This window comes from Klebsiella sp. HMSC25G12, assembly GCF_001807705.1.
In the GTDB taxonomy this organism is placed as follows: Bacteria; Pseudomonadota; Gammaproteobacteria; order Enterobacterales; family Enterobacteriaceae; genus Klebsiella; species Klebsiella variicola.
Genome location: NZ_KV789926.1, coordinates 46,471 through 60,510, shown reverse-complemented (window position 1 = coordinate 60,510; position 14,040 = coordinate 46,471). Strand labels below are relative to the sequence as shown.

Below are 14,040 nucleotides of genomic sequence, written 5' to 3'. Positions count from 1 at the left end.
GCGTCTGCCGGCGGTGGCGCGCCGCCGCGTTAACCGCGAATTTTCCACTTCCGTTTGAGAACCTCTTTGTCCTGGCTATCCAGCCACTGGTTCACTTTCTCCAGCAGCGCCGGGTTATCCTTATTCATCATATACACCTTGTCGCTGGCGGTGCCGGCGAACGGTGTTTCGTTAGCAACGCAGAACACGCCGGGCTCTTTGCTTTGGTAATAGTCGCCTTCGATCAGGTCTGTCACCATCATATCGGCTGTTTTCTGCCGCAGCGCCTCCAGATTGTCGACGTTGTTCTGTACGCGAATGATCTGCGCCTGCTTGATATGCTCATCGACAAAGCTCTGGTTTGTGCCGCCAGGGTTGACGACCACCTTCACCTCCGGGCGGTCAATCTTCGCCAGCGAGCCGAGCCGCGGGGCGGCCTGGCAGTTGGCTAAGGCGATTTTACCGTTCGCCACTACCGGGTGGCTGAGGGCGAAGCCCTTCGCCCGCGCCGGAGTCTGCGTCACGCCGCCCATCGCAATATCAAACTTGTCCGCCCGCAGATCGGCGGCGAGCGCTGGCCAGCTGGTGTAGACGAAGCTCACCTTCAGCCCCAGCGTGCGCCCGAGATCGCGGGCCATGTCCACGTCATAGCCCTGCAGCTCGCCGGCGGCATTGCGAAACGCCAGCGGGGCGTAATCGCCCGGCACGCCCACTTTCAGCTCACCGCTGTGCTCGATGGTTTGCATATCGCGCGCCTGGGCGCCGCAGGTCATTATCGCCAGCGTCAGCGCCAGCCCCACCGTCAGTTTCATCTCGCCATCCTTATCGTTATCGATTTTTCGCGCCGGGGTGATCGGCCGCTTATCAGTCCACACCATCCGCAGCATACGCCAGGGCATTCATCCTATTTTTAATCATCGTGACATACAACCCGGCAGCACGGTTGCCGATCGCAAATCTGGCGATAAAAAACAGCCCCCTCCGGTGAATGATCCCTCATCTGCCGGGCGTAGCCTTACGTGAACGATCGTATTTTCCACCATGAAGTGGGTTCGAACACCTGGCAAAAAAGAGCAATAAGCTATTTCTAATGAATTGAATTAAAATAGCAATTTATTTTATCGAGCGATATTTGGCATTCAACTCGCGTTAATAACCGTCTTATTTACGTCGCAATTCCCCCACGCTACTATCCCGACAAAAGCAGCCCCTAAATAACAAGCCAGTTTATTTCCTGGTATTAATAAATTTGTCAGTCAGATGAATTAATAAAAAACATACCTGGCGTAAATAAGACTCATCAAAATAACGGCCCTGGCGCCAGCTTTACGGGCAATAGAGAAGGAAAGAAAATGAAAATAATCACGCTGTGTCTGGCGACGGTCTTTGCCGGGCTGGCCGCTGTCCCTGCACTCGCGGCAGAGGGCAAGCTGAATTTCATCGGCAAGGTCGTGAACGCCTCCTGCAAGCTCGAAGGGGTGAGCGACAGCGGGGTCATCGACGTCAGTATGGGCGCTATTCCGCTGTCGAGACTGAAAAACAGTCAGTCTGGGACCGGGCCGGCGGTCGGCATCGACATTCGCGTTAAAGATTGTGAGAAAGGCACTTACTACATTGTGGTTGACGGCCCCTCGCCTGCCGACACACCTGAAAACCGCGTGCTGGCGCTCGACGGCAGCGGTAAGCCGGCCAGCAAGGTAGGTATTCTGCTCACTGACCGCACGGGCACCCCGCTCAGCCTCGATGAACGCCTTGATCCGCAACACGATCCCCGCATAGAGATCCCGGTGGACGGCGGCTCCGGAACCTTCAGGCTGAACGCCTTCTATTACACCTGGGACAAAACCCACGCCGATCCCGGCGACGGCAATGCGACGGCCCGATTTACCATTATGCAGGAATAGCTTCCCGGTCAGGGATGAGACGTCAAGGGAGTCCTCATGAAAACACAGCTGGCGATTCTGCTCTGCGCAGTGACCTTTCAGGCCTGCGCCGGGATCACCATTAATGCCACGCGGGTGGTCTATTCCGGGAAAGAAAAGGTCGCCAGCCTGAACATTCACAATCGCAGCAGCACGCCTTATAAAGTGCAGATCTGGCTGGACGCCGGACTCAATACCTCGCGCGTCGGCCTGCCGATAGTGGCGACGCCGCCGCAGGTCTATTTATCGCCGCAACAATCCGCCCAGCTGCGCTTTATCTATCTCGGCGGCGGGCTGCCCGGCGATCGGGAAAGCGTGTACTGGGTCAATATCCAGGAGACGCCTCCCGCAGCCGTCGGCACGCATACGCTGCAATTTGTCGTCCGTACCCGCCTGAAGCTCTTTTATCGTCCGCCCGCCATCACCACCACCCTCGCCAGAGAGGTGCAAAAGCTGCAGTGGCAGCAGAGCGGGAATCACCTGCGCTTTACCAACTCAGGCCCACTGCATATCACCCTGGTCAACGGGACGCTGATCGATAATAAAGGCCACCTCTCGCCGATGAGAAACGTGATGCTCCGGCCATACAGCAGCCATACCGTGATGACCACCGACAGCACTCGCCTGTACCAGCTGAACTATATCGACGACTACGGCGCGGTGGTGCCCATCCCCCTGCAGAATGCCCATGCGCCAGCGTCAGGCTAGTTATACTCCAGGGCGAAGGTCACCATGCTGTTGGCCGTGCCCGCCCCCACCGTGGCGTCAGTTTGCACATACTGGGCGTTAAAATTGATCGCCTCGGCGGTACCGGCGTTTGTGCCGGTCACCCTTTTCAGGATCGGCAAGTTGCTGGCCTCATTGATCTTAACGCTGGTGCCATCAGAGACCGCCGCGCCGGGGTTATTACCGTAGGTCAGCTTCACGCCGACGCCGCTGGCGCTGTTGCTGGCCTTGCTCAGGGCCAGGGTATCGCTCTCCACGCTGACGCCGAAAAAGCCGATGCGCACGTCGGTCGGCGACGGGCAGAACACCGGGATCGAAAAGCGCTTCGCCTGGCCGCCGGTGCTCCCTTTACCGTGAAACTCCGCCCGGTTTACCGTGCCCAGAGTGACCTGGATCGTCGACGTCGCTACCTGACAGCTGCCGCTGCTGCCGATGTCCACGTTCAGGGCCGCCATATCGATACTGACCGGCGCGCTGGCGACATAGCTGGCGCTCCCGCTGGCCTGCTGCTCAATGGTCATCTCCCCCACCTGCGGCAGCGACGGCGAGTTGGTGTGCGTCCCGTCCGCCAGCTGCACCGTCCCGGTTTTATAGAAGGTCACCGCGATCCTGACCGTGGTTTGCTGCTGCGTCATCAGCGCCGGAAGCATTGCGCTGTCGCACACCACCACCGACTCGCCGCCTGCGGAGTGGCTGCCGTCGATAGCGCGCATCGGGCCGCCCGCGCACTGAAAGCTGAGCGAGTAACCGATGCCGTCGATGGCGCTGGGGTAGACGTGCTGTCCGTTAATCACCACCGGCGAGCCGCCGGTTTTCAGTTGCTTATAGACGATGCGTTTGGCGCTCGCCGTCGGCAGCTGCAGGTCGCAGGAAAAGGGGATCCCGCTGCCGTTATCCGCCATCGCGCTGGTCATCTGGGTATTGACCGGCAGCGTGGGTAAATATTTGATATTGGGAATATTGACCGTGGTCTGGCCGATATTCGCGCGGCAGGTTTCAGCCCGCACGCCGGGGAGGTAACCACTCAGCGCCAGCAGAAAGAGAACAGGAAGTAGACGAAAAACAGATTTCATAGCCGCCTCAGCGTGTCTGGCACAGTCCGGAGACGGTTTTCACCGTATTCAGACTCTGCTGTGGGTTATCCGGAAGTTGAAAATGCAGCGTGCAGCTCTGCGACTGGTTGTTAACGACCCAGCTCACCGCCAGGGTCCCCTCCTGCGGCACGCCGCTGAGGTACACCTGCCCACCGTCAGCCACCATGCCGCCCGGCGCATTGCCGCTCTCCTCCGCCGTGACCAGCCGCGCGCTGGCGCCAAACGGCAACGGCCCCTGGGCATTGCGCAGGGTAAACAGCACCCGGTTGCCAATGTGGGTCCGGTAGTTGGCCATCACCACCGCGCCGCCGCCGGGGATCACGGTCTGCCCCTCCTGATCGACGTCGGTATCGTCGGCCATCGACTCTGTGTCGAGGGTAATGACATTTTTTCGATAGGCGGTCAGGGATGGCACCACGGCATAGCCGCGCCAGTCGGTGTGCACATTGTTGCCGTTTTGTACCGCCACCCCAGCGGCCCCCGGCGCGCGGACGATGGCGAAGCTCTCGCCCACCGTCTGGCCGAAGGTGACGCCGTGCGGATGCGCGACCACCGAGCCGGCGCCTCCCCAGGTCAGCTGGTTGCTGGCGGCGTCATGACGATAGCCGAGCTGGACGTTGCCGAAGCCGCCGTGGTAATCCAGCGCGACGCTGCTGTTGCTGCCTCGCCCCTGGTTGCCATAGCCCTGCTGGACCGAATAGAACAGATTTGGCCGCGTCGGCACCGCGCCATACAGCGAGACCTGCTGCGAGGTATAGCCATTGCTGTCCGAGGTGGTGTTATAGCTTACCGCGCTGTCGGACAGCGGGCCGCCCAGCGGGATGTTGATATTAAATGACCAGGAACGGTCATTTTTTTCCTGATTGCTGGCGCGGGTGTAGTAATAGCCCACGCCCCAGGAGATCCCCTTCCAGGCGCTGTAGAACCCGAGGTGTACCGTCTCATCCCGGCTCTGCCGGTGCCAGTAATCCTGCGACCAGGCGGAGATCGCCAGACTGCCGAGGCCGCCAAGGCTTTGTGTCACCGACAGCTCTTCCCGGCGACGCCGGTTGTCCACCTGCCCCTGCGCGCTTTCCAGCGCGCTGGCTTCGGCAAAATCGTAATAGCCGCTGGAGGAGTAGCGGTAGCTGGCGAGGCTGAATGAGGTCCCCGAGCTGACAAAATCTTTCTGATACTGGGCACGCAGCGAATGGCCCGCGTAGCGCTTGCCCGACGGCGTGCGGGTGACGGCCTGGGTCACGTCGCCTCCCAGCGATCCGAACTCGCCGAAGCCGCGACCCAGGCCCAGCGCCCAGGACTGATAGTCCTGGGCCAGTTGCGTACCGCCGTAGAGAGTAAACCCCGCCGACAGACCGTAGAACAGGGTTCCCTGCAGGAATTCCGGCGAGCGGACGGTATCCGCCCCCGAATGGTAGCGCCCGGCGCTAAGGCTGAATTTGCCGCGCCCTTCGCGCAGCATAAAAGGAACTGCGGAATAGGGCTGAGTAAAGGTGCGCACCGAACCATTGCTCTCGGTCACCTTCACCTCCAGATCGCCGCTCTGCGAGGTGGGGTAAAGATCGCTGATGGCAAATGCCCCCGGCGACACGAAGGTTTCGTAGATCACATACCCGTGCTGAGAGACGGTCACTTTGGCATTGCTGTGCGCCACGCCGCGGATGGTGGGGGCAAAGCCGCGCTGGCTGTCCGGAAGCATCTCATCGTCAGACATCAGCTGGACGCCGCGAAAGGGGATGCTGTCAAACACATCGCCGGTGGTGTAGGTATCGCCGATCCGCAGCAAGCTCTTCAGCGAGCGGACGTCGCGCTGCAGCCAGGTGCTCTGGGTATCCCAGTGCCGGCGCTGCTGGTCGTACTGCATTGAGGAGACGTTGCGCAGCCGCCAGGCGCCCAGGTTCACGCCGCTGCGTAAATTGAGGTAGTTTGAGCGGCTGCTCTCCCCGTCATCGGCGTTCTTTATTTGCGCGCCGGAAAAATAGTAATCGACAAACGCGGCCGGCACGCCATCGTCCCAGCGCGAGGGATCGACATAGCCGCGGCTTTGCACGTTCATCGCCGCCTGGGGAATACTCAGCGTCAGGCGCTGGTTAGCAAAGGTGAACCGACTGCTGGCGTCGGGAATAAACTTCTCGATCCGGGTGAAGGTTTCTCCTTCATGCAGCGTTTGAAAGGCGGGAAAGGCGCTGACGTTGACCCCATAATCCGCCAGCTGACCGGGCGTCAGCACCGGCTGCAGCTTCCCGCCATCGTCAACAAACGTAATATCAGCCTGACCCAGCTCCTGATCGTTAACCACCACGGTGACAGAGTAAGTGCCCGGCTGCTGCCCGCCGGGTTTGGCGAAGTAGTGCAGGTCGGAGGTTTGCTGCTGCGGGTCGGCAAACTCCAGCGCCGCCGGGTCAAAATAGTCGTCGGCCAGCGCCCGGTTCAGCGGGCTGAGACAAAACATCATCGTCGGCACTGCCGCCAGCGCCAGCGCCCGTCCTGCGGTCACTGGCATTGCGGCATACTCCCGCACCTTCGCTGTTGTTGTTCTTTTCATGCTGGCGCCGTCCGGTCATGTCATCACAAAAGGGAATTACTGCTGGGCGAAATCGCTGACGCCACCGTAGTCGTTAATCGCCCGCCATTTGACGGCGCCGTGCCCGCTCACCGGCCACGTTTTCTGGCCGAACGGAGCCACCATGCCTGGCTCATCGATGCTCTGCCCGCCCACCGCGACGGAGTAAAAAGAGACAAAATAGGGAGTGGGGTTTGCCACCGTCAGATGACCGCCGGACTGGGTAAACTTCAGTTGCTGCCAGGCTTTTGCCGGGTCGCCTGCCAGACCGTTGGGGCGATAGAAAATTTTAAATTTCGACTTAATATTGACCTGCAGCTTATTCACCTCGCCCTGCGGCGTCGGAGAAATACTTTTGACGTTCAGCCAAAACACCGACTCACGATCGCCGGGCAGCGAGGCGCCAATAAAGTTAATACGCAGAACGTTATTCTGCTCCGGATCGAGACGGAACAGCGGTGGGGTCACAATAAAGGGCACCTTGCTCTTGTCATTTTCCGCGTAATTTTCCACCCACGACTGCACCAGATAGGGTGTGTGAGTATCGGCATTGGTGACTGAAATAGCGGCTTCACGCTTCCCTTCCTGATAAATCACACGGGTTCCACCCATGACAATACCGGCCTGCGCTGCCGTGGAGCACAGCAGAAAAGCCGCAACGGCAATTATTTTCTTCATCATTAATAACCATCAGGTAAAGGTTGAACAGACAATAAAATAAAGCTGTGAATAACAGAGCCAGTAACCATTGAGATAATTAGCAGGAACAACAATACCGTCACGAATATATATCGCGACTGCTTCGCCATTAATGTTTCAACAAACTGCTATGGATCCTGACGCAATGGACTGGCTCTGAATAACGCGCAATATGCTTAGTTATAAATCATATTGAAATTAGCCGTACCGTTGGCATCGCCCGCCGCCACGGCCCCGGTAGAGACATAGTCGGCGTAAAACTCGAGGTCAGCAGAGCCGGTGCCGGCAGTGGCGCCCGCGACGACCGGGTGATCTTTGGACACTTTGCCGAGGCTGACCGCCGTGTTCTGGTCGTCTTCATACAGCTTGATCGCCACGCCGGTGGCGCCGCCATTGGTGGCCAGCAGAGTGGTATCAGACTGATCGCGCGCGCCGTCAAACAGCACCGCAACCTTGGCCACGCTGGCCGGGCAATCTTTGACTTTGATATGGAAGGGAGTTTTGGTGGTTTCGGAGCCGGTGCCGGTAAAATAGCTGCTGGCCCATTTGCCCAGATCCACGGTCTGGCCGGTTGAACCGCTGTCGACGTTGCAGGAGCTGTCGGTAATAGAGCCGTTAAAAATTACCTGCCCACCGGTACCCTGAGTGCCTGCGCTGGCGCCTGGGTTAACGGTCATTGTCGATCTTGCCGGTTGCGTATTGCCTGAAATTGCCGCGCCCGAAACCAGCGCGCCCATGAGAATTGCCATAATACGAAGTTGGGTTTTCATTATTTATCTCATCGTTAACGAATATATCACACAGTCATCGGCAATAGCGCTTGGCTATCGCGAAGCTGCTCATCAGTTCCTCCTTGTAAATGTTCATTGCGTTCCTTCCGCAGGATAGTAGGCACACGCCCTCTCGCTCTGCTTTATTCTGTCAAAAGGTGACCATTAATAAAAAACAGAAGCTAAAAAAGTTATTTTGGTGTGCGAAATAAATATATTACCGCACCTACCAAAAGGCAACCCGGCACAATGTTACGAATAAGTTAATGATTATCAGAGGCATAAAATTTATTTTTGAAATGCCTTTTCAATGTTAATTTACATATCTATACAAACGGTAATAAAACACTTTCAAACAACAACAGATTAAAACCATTAACAAATTTAAAGTTAATTACTCAAAAAGTTGTCTTGTTTTATTGTGCTTCCGATCGGCAGCACAGGAAAATTAGGAATTTTCCTGGTATTAATATTCATCATTTCTACATAAATGAAGCACAAGTGTCCGCTTCACTGCGCATAATTTCTTGTTGTGGAACCCTTTTTATTTTCAAGTGAAAGATATTACATCAGCCGTGTGAATGTGTTGGTCATGCCGCTCAATAAAACCGGCTAAATAGCAGGGTTATTTTGCAGTTAAAAAAATCCGCAACCCGGACGGATTGCGGACAGAGGTTGGAACAGAAGCGCGGGGTTGTATTTAGAACAGGCCCAGCGGCGCGGTGCCGTAGCTCACCAGCAGATTTTTGGTTTGCTGATAGGCATCCAGCGCCATCTTGTGCGTTTCCCGGCCAACGCCAGACTGTTTATAGCCACCGAACGCCGCATGCGCCGGGTAGACATGATAGCAGTTGGTCCATACGCGGCCGGCTTTAATCCCGCGGCCCATGCGATAGGCGAGGTTGGTATCCCGCGTCCAGACCCCGGCGCCAAGGCCAAACTGGGTCTCATTGGCGATGGTCAGCGCTTCCGCTTCGTCCTTAAAGGTGGTCACCCCGATCACGGGCCCAAAGATCTCCTCCTGGAAGCTGCGCATATCGTTGCGGCCTTTAATCAGCGTGGGCTGAATATAAAAACCGTTATCCAGCGCCGGCGCGATAGCCGCCCGCTCGCCGCCGGTCAGAATTTGCCCGCCCTCTTCCCGCGCAATCTGAATGTAGGAGAGGATCTTATCGAACTGCTGGCGGGAAGCCTGCGCGCCGATCATGGTGTCGGTATCTAACGGATCACCACGGCGGATCTGCGCCACCTTCTCCATGACCCGCGCCATAAAGGGCTCATAGATGGATTCATGGATCAGCGCCCGCGACGGGCAGGTACATACCTCCCCCTGGTTGAAGAAGCCAAGCACCAGTCCCTCCACCGCCTTCTCAATAAACTCCTCTTCTCCCTCCATTACGTCGGCGAAGTAGATGTTGGGCGATTTGCCCCCCAGCTCGACAGTGCAGGGGATAATATTTTCCGCCGCGCAGGCGAGAATATGCCGCCCGACCGGCGTGGAGCCAGTGAACGCCAGCTTGGCGATACGCTTGCTGGTGGCCAGCGCCTCGCCCGCCTCTTTGCCGAATCCCTGTACCACGTTAAGCACCCCGGCCGGGAACAGATCGCCGATCAGCTCCAGTAGCAGGGTAATGCTCAGCGGCGTCTGTTCAGCCGGCTTGAGCACCACGCAGTTACCCGCCGCCAGGGCCGGGGCCAGCTTCCACGCGGCCATCAGCAGCGGAAAGTTCCACGGGATAATCTGCCCGACCACCCCCAGCGGTTCATGGAAATGATAGGCCACCGTCGTTTCGTCAATCTCGGCGGTGCTTCCCTCCTGGGCGCGCAGGCAGCCGGCGAAGTAGCGGAAATGGTCCACCGCCAGCGGCAGGTCGGCATTCAGGGTTTCGCGGATCGGTTTCCCGTTGTCCCAGCTCTCCGCGACGGCCAGATACTCCAGGTGCTGTTCAATACGATCGGCGACCTGTAGCAGCAGCCTGGAGCGCTGCTGCACTGACGTTTTACCCCACGCCGGCGCCGCACGGTGAGCGGCATCGAGGGCGAACTCAATGTCTTTGGCGTCCGAGCGGGGAAACTGCGCAATGTTGCTGCCGTCGACCGGGGAGGTATTCATAAAGAATTCACCGCTCAGCGGCTCGACAAATTTACCGTCAATGAAGTTGCCGTAAGCGGATTTAAATGAAACCAGGGCGCCGGGCTGGCCAGGATGTGCATAACGCATCGCAAATCTCCTTCTGTAGGGTTGAGACGCAGCGGCATATTGATTTTTTAAACTTGCCGCCGAACGCTTCTCACTTTGCAGGGGTTATGCCAGTTTTTTATTGCCAACAATTTATATTATTTATTAATGAGTTAGGATTATTTATTTACCAGGCTGGCAGGCGCTGTCGCACAGATGTCCACTTCTGTGTTGCAAATCGCAACACCAAATAAACCAAATGGCTACAATATTGCAACACAGCAACATCGACCCTGAGGTGCCCTGTGCCAGGTAATCCCTATCTTCTCGCACCAGAGGTTAACGCTAACCCCCTGCTCAGCGACTCGTGGTCTCGCTGCCAGCGCTATGGTCTGGATCCCGCTACCGAGGATTTTCCCCGTCTGCGCGCCGGGGAGCTGGCAGACCGGCTCGCCAGCCACCGCAGCCTGCAGCAGCTGGCGCTGCCGGTGGTGGATGCCCTGTCGCGCCAGGTGGCGGACCTGCAGTCGGTGGTGGTCCTCTCCGACCCCAGTGGCCTGGTGCTGCACACCGTCGGCGATACCCAGGCGATGCAGAAGGCTCAGCGCGTGGCGCTGGCCCCCGGCAATCTGTGGAGCGAAAGCGGGCGCGGGACCAACGCCATTGGCACCGCGCTGGTCATTGATGACGGCTGCGAAATCGATGGCCGCCAGCATTTTCTTACCCGCAATCAGAATCTGTACTGTGCGGCGATGCCGCTCCAGCGGCCGGACGGAAGTATTGCCGGGGTGCTGGATATCTCCGGCCCGGCGGATTTTCCCCACCAGCATACCTTCGGCTGGGTGAAGGCGGCGGCAAAGCAGATTGAGTATCTGTGGGTGAAACAGAGCCTGCATCCGGAGCAGTGGCTGATGAGCCTGCACCGGCAGGTGGACAAGCTCGACAGCGTCGAGGAGCTGCTGCTGGTCTTTTCTGACAACGTCCTCACCGCCGGCAACCGACTGGCGATGCGCGAGTTCGGCCTGAGCGCGGCGCAGTTTGGCCAGCTCACCTTTGCGTCGCTTTTTCCGACGCTGGCGCAAACGGCGGTCAGCGTCCCGCTGCCGCTGACCACCCCGCAGGGCCGCTATCACTATCGCCTGCGGGAGCCCACCCGCCGCCGGGTGGCGGTGAGCGCCCCGCCGGTCATGCATCTCCCCTTCACCAGCCCGCGCGAAGGCGAAAAGCTGCTGCGGCTGCTCAACGCCGGCATCGCGCTCTGTATTGAGGGGGAAACCGGCAGCGGCAAAGAGTATGTCAGCCGCACGCTGCATCAGCACAGCCGCTGGCGCAGTGGCAAATTTGTCGCCATCAACTGCGCGGCCATCCCGGAATCGCTGATCGAATCCGAGCTCTTCGGCTACCAGCCGGGGGCATTTACCGGCGCCAGCAAAAACGGCTATATCGGTAAAATCCGCGAGGCTGAGGGCGGGGTACTGTTTCTCGATGAGATCGGCGATATGCCGCTGGCGCTGCAGACGCGGCTCCTGCGGGTGTTGCAGGAAAAAGAGGTGGCCCCGCTGGGCGCCAGCCGCAGCGTGCCGGTGAATTTCGCCTTGATCTGCGCCACCCACCGCAATCTGACGCAACGGGTCAGCGCCGGCGAATTCCGTGAAGATCTGCTGTGGCGCCTGCGGGAGTATGCCCTGGCGCTGCCCCCGCTGCGCGAGTGGCCGGCGCTGGAAACCTTTATCGCCACGCTGTGGCGCGACCTGGGCGGTGTTTCACGCCGGGTGACGCTGTCAGGCGCGCTGCTGAGCCACCTCAGCCAGCTGCCGTGGCCGGGAAACGTGCGCCAGCTGCAGAGCGTCCTGAAGGTGATGCTGGCTCTGGCCGATGAGGGCGACACGCTGACGCCCGACGCGCTGCCGGAGGCGTATCGCACCGCGCCTGCGCCGCTGCCGCGCGGAGGATTGCAGGCCCATGACGAGCAGTTGATTGTCGATACCCTGGCCAGCGTTAACGGCAACGTCAGCCGGGCGGCACAGATACTGGGTATCGCCCGCAGCACGCTATACCGCCGCGCCGCCCGTACCGGACGGCCTCGTCGCTGAGGCTATGGCGTAAAGCGCGCCGGCCGCGGACTTTACGCCAGACACAACCCTGCCCGCAGGGCATCAATCGCCACCCGCGTTTTTTGCGGCAGCCACGGCCCCTCCGGCCACACCGCGTGGATAGCGAAACGCACCTGAGCGCTGGGCGCCAGCACCTGCTGCAGCGTCCCGTCGGCGAGCGTCTGCGCCACCAGCCAGTCCGGCAACCAGGCGATGCCCATCCCCTGCTGCACCGCCGCCGCGATGGCGGCAAAATCATCCTGTACCAGCCCCGTCTGCGGACTGAAGCGCACTTCGCCCTGCTGCGGGTCGTACAGTTGCCATTTTTGCAGTTGGCCGTTGTGCAGATAGCCGAGGGTGCGGTGCTCGCTCAGCCCGGCGATGGTCTGCGGCGCCGGCTGGCGGCGCAGGTACTCCACCGCCGCGCACAGCACCATGCCATGCTCCCCCAGCGCCCGCGCCCGTAGCGACCCGGTATCGGCCAGGTTTCCGATACGCACCGCAAGATCAAACCCCTCCTCCAGCAGATTGACCTGCCGGTCGCTGTAGTGGAGCTCGAGCTTCAGTAACGGATAGCGCTGGCTCAGGCGGAATAGCACCGGCGCCACGCAGCGCTGGCCAAAGAGCACTGGTAGCGAGATCCGCAGCCGCCCCTGCACCTCGCCCTTCCCGCGCTGGAGCGCCTCTTCGGCCTCGCGGATGCGCGCCAGCGCTTCCCGGCACTGGTGGTAAAATTGCTCCCCCTCTTCCGTCAGCAGTTGCCGACGGGTAGTGCGCTGGAATAACGCCACGCCGAGGCGCGCTTCCAGCCGGGCAATGGTTTTACCCACCGCCGAACGCGTCACGTGGAGGATCGCCGCCGCGCTGGCAAAGTTACCGCTCTCGACCACGGTAACAAACACCGGGATCGCGTTCAGATCGTCACGCACAGATTGGTTCCTTACGGGATACAATAGAGGAAAATAATGTCACTCCAGAGAGAAAAAAGACAGTGTTAGTCTCTGCCTCTCCCCTTCACTTGAGGCACTCATCATGGCTAACGTTCTGGTATTAAAATCCAGCATTAATGGCGAAACATCCCTGACCAATCAGCTGATTAACGAATTTCTCGCGGCGCGCCGGGCAGCAGGACACCGCGATCGGCTCACGGAACACGATCTCAGCGCCATGGCGCTGCCAACGCTGGATCGCCCCCTGTTCGCCGCCCTGCGCGGGGCAGTGGATCCGCAGCCAGCCATCCGCGCGGCGGTTGCGCGCTCCGACCAGCTTATCGCCGAGTTAAAAGCCAGCGACCTGCTGGTGATCGGGGCGCCGATGTATAACCTCAACGTCCCGACCGACCTGAAGAAATGGTTCGACCTCGTGGCGCGGGCGCGGGAAACCTTTCGCTACACCGACAGCTGGCCGCAGGGGCTGGTCGAGGGCGTTCGGGCGGTGGTCGTCAGCAGCCGCGGCGGTATTCACCAGGGAGAGACCACCGACGCCATCACCCCCTATCTGCGCGCGGTACTGGGGCTGATGGGGATCCATGAGGTGGAATTTATCTATGCCGAAGGGCTGGACAATCGTCCGCATGGTCGCGACGCAGGGATCGCCAGCGCCCGGGCGCAGATTGCCCAGCTCGCCGTTCCGGCCTGAGTCACAGATAAAAAGTGCTGGCGCAGGGGATGTTTTTATTTTAGAGTTATCTAAATTTAGAAAAAAGCTAAAATATATGACCACACCTGAAGACCTGCAGGCCCGCGCCGGAGAAGCCGCCGCGCTGATGAAAGCCATGAGCAATCCTCACCGATTGCTGATCCTGTGCATACTGTGCGATGCGCCGCGGGCCAGCGCCGGTGAACTATCGCGCGCTACCGGCCTGAGCCCTTCCGCCACCTCGCAGCACCTTGCGCGGATGCGTGACGAGGGGCTGATCGACAGCGAGCGCGATGCCCAGCGTATCCACTATTTCATCACCCACCCTGCGGTACAGCAGGTGATCAACACGCTGAAAACGCTCTATTGCCCGTGAGGAT

General features: G+C 59.4%; 12 protein-coding genes. 5 read left to right on the top strand and 7 right to left on the bottom strand.

Translation table 11 applies throughout. The features are described from left to right. Window positions 1-29 precede the first annotated feature (29 nt). The gene (locus HMPREF3096_RS25870; protein ID WP_050597284.1) at window positions 30-866 is read right to left on the bottom strand and encodes a transporter substrate-binding domain-containing protein; all 837 of its coding nucleotides are present in this window, start codon (window positions 864-866) and stop codon (window positions 30-32) included. Between the two features lie 465 nt (window positions 867-1,331). Between HMPREF3096_RS25870 and HMPREF3096_RS25865 the strand changes: the two genes are divergently transcribed. Together HMPREF3096_RS25865 and HMPREF3096_RS25860 are read left to right on the top strand one after the other, a co-directional pair. Continuing rightward, entirely contained in the window at window positions 1,332-1,883 is a 552-nt protein-coding gene (locus HMPREF3096_RS25865; protein ID WP_012540815.1) for a fimbrial protein, read from the top strand. Window positions 1,884-1,919: 36 nt separating this feature from the next. After that, window positions 1,920-2,609, top strand: a complete 690-nt coding sequence (locus HMPREF3096_RS25860; RefSeq protein ID WP_016161666.1) for a fimbrial biogenesis chaperone — start codon at window positions 1,920-1,922, stop codon at window positions 2,607-2,609. Here the strand turns inward: HMPREF3096_RS25860 and HMPREF3096_RS25855 are convergent. The 5 genes from HMPREF3096_RS25855 to HMPREF3096_RS25835 form a co-directional block, all read right to left on the bottom strand. After that, complete coding sequence (locus HMPREF3096_RS25855; RefSeq protein ID WP_008806119.1) at window positions 2,606-3,700, bottom strand: fimbrial protein; 1,095 nt, start codon at window positions 3,698-3,700, stop codon at window positions 2,606-2,608. The two genes, HMPREF3096_RS25860 and HMPREF3096_RS25855, sit on opposite strands and share 4 nt — an antisense overlap. 7 nt (window positions 3,701-3,707) lie before the next feature. After that, window positions 3,708-6,221 (bottom strand): fimbria/pilus outer membrane usher protein, encoded by a 2,514-nt coding sequence (locus HMPREF3096_RS25850; protein ID WP_032731125.1) that lies wholly within the window; start codon window positions 6,219-6,221, stop codon window positions 3,708-3,710. A 78-nt stretch (window positions 6,222-6,299) separates the two neighbouring features. After that, a complete protein-coding gene (locus tag HMPREF3096_RS25845) occupies window positions 6,300-6,962 on the bottom strand; it encodes a fimbrial biogenesis chaperone (protein ID WP_008806121.1) in 663 nt (220 codons plus the stop codon). 194 nt (window positions 6,963-7,156) lie between these two features. Then, entirely contained in the window at window positions 7,157-7,750 is a 594-nt protein-coding gene (locus HMPREF3096_RS25840; protein ID WP_008806122.1) for a fimbrial protein, read from the bottom strand. A 700-nt stretch (window positions 7,751-8,450) separates the two neighbouring features. Beyond that, window positions 8,451-9,971 carry an acetaldehyde dehydrogenase ExaC gene (locus HMPREF3096_RS25835; RefSeq protein WP_008806123.1) on the bottom strand — a complete coding sequence of 507 codons (1,521 nt, stop codon included), beginning with the start codon at window positions 9,969-9,971 and terminating at the stop codon, window positions 8,451-8,453. Window positions 9,972-10,234: 263 nt separating this feature from the next. Here HMPREF3096_RS25835 and HMPREF3096_RS25830 point away from each other — a divergent pair, with 263 nt between their 5' ends. Next, on the top strand, window positions 10,235-12,022 hold the full coding sequence (locus HMPREF3096_RS25830; protein ID WP_032731127.1) for a sigma-54-dependent Fis family transcriptional regulator: 1,788 nt from the start codon (window positions 10,235-10,237) through the stop codon (window positions 12,020-12,022). A gap of 32 nt (window positions 12,023-12,054) precedes the next feature. Here the strand turns inward: HMPREF3096_RS25830 and HMPREF3096_RS25825 are convergent, their stop codons facing one another. Continuing rightward, the gene (locus tag HMPREF3096_RS25825) at window positions 12,055-12,951 is read right to left on the bottom strand and encodes a LysR family transcriptional regulator (RefSeq protein ID WP_032731128.1); all 897 of its coding nucleotides are present in this window, start codon (window positions 12,949-12,951) and stop codon (window positions 12,055-12,057) included. 103 nt (window positions 12,952-13,054) lie between these two features. Between HMPREF3096_RS25825 and HMPREF3096_RS25820 the strand changes: the two genes are divergently transcribed. Then, window positions 13,055-13,660: an FMN-dependent NADH-azoreductase gene (locus HMPREF3096_RS25820; RefSeq protein WP_008806127.1), complete on the top strand. Its 606-nt coding sequence runs from the start codon at window positions 13,055-13,057 to the stop codon at window positions 13,658-13,660. A gap of 76 nt (window positions 13,661-13,736) precedes the next feature. Beyond that, window positions 13,737-14,036, top strand: coding sequence for an ArsR/SmtB family transcription factor (locus HMPREF3096_RS25815; RefSeq protein ID WP_012540804.1), 300 nt, complete (start codon window positions 13,737-13,739; stop codon window positions 14,034-14,036). Window positions 14,037-14,040 lie beyond the last annotated feature (4 nt).

Excerpts from the sequence above, each read along its gene's own strand:
- HMPREF3096_RS25870 (WP_050597284.1), bottom strand. The coding sequence starts at position 866 with ATGCTGCGGATGGTGTGGACTGATAAGCGGCCGATCACCCCGGCGCGA.
- HMPREF3096_RS25865 (WP_012540815.1), top strand. The coding sequence starts at position 1,332 with ATGAAAATAATCACGCTGTGTCTGGCGACGGTCTTTGCCGGGCTGGCC.
- HMPREF3096_RS25860 (WP_016161666.1), top strand. The coding sequence starts at position 1,920 with ATGAAAACACAGCTGGCGATTCTGCTCTGCGCAGTGACCTTTCAGGCC.
- HMPREF3096_RS25855 (WP_008806119.1), bottom strand. The coding sequence starts at position 3,700 with ATGAAATCTGTTTTTCGTCTACTTCCTGTTCTCTTTCTGCTGGCGCTG.
- HMPREF3096_RS25850 (WP_032731125.1), bottom strand. The coding sequence starts at position 6,221 with ATGCCAGTGACCGCAGGACGGGCGCTGGCGCTGGCGGCAGTGCCGACG.
- HMPREF3096_RS25845 (WP_008806121.1), bottom strand. The coding sequence starts at position 6,962 with ATGATGAAGAAAATAATTGCCGTTGCGGCTTTTCTGCTGTGCTCCACG.
- HMPREF3096_RS25840 (WP_008806122.1), bottom strand. The coding sequence starts at position 7,750 with ATGAAAACCCAACTTCGTATTATGGCAATTCTCATGGGCGCGCTGGTT.
- HMPREF3096_RS25835 (WP_008806123.1), bottom strand. The coding sequence starts at position 9,971 with ATGCGTTATGCACATCCTGGCCAGCCCGGCGCCCTGGTTTCATTTAAA.
- HMPREF3096_RS25820 (WP_008806127.1), top strand. The coding sequence starts at position 13,055 with ATGGCTAACGTTCTGGTATTAAAATCCAGCATTAATGGCGAAACATCC.
- HMPREF3096_RS25815 (WP_012540804.1), top strand. The coding sequence starts at position 13,737 with ATGACCACACCTGAAGACCTGCAGGCCCGCGCCGGAGAAGCCGCCGCG.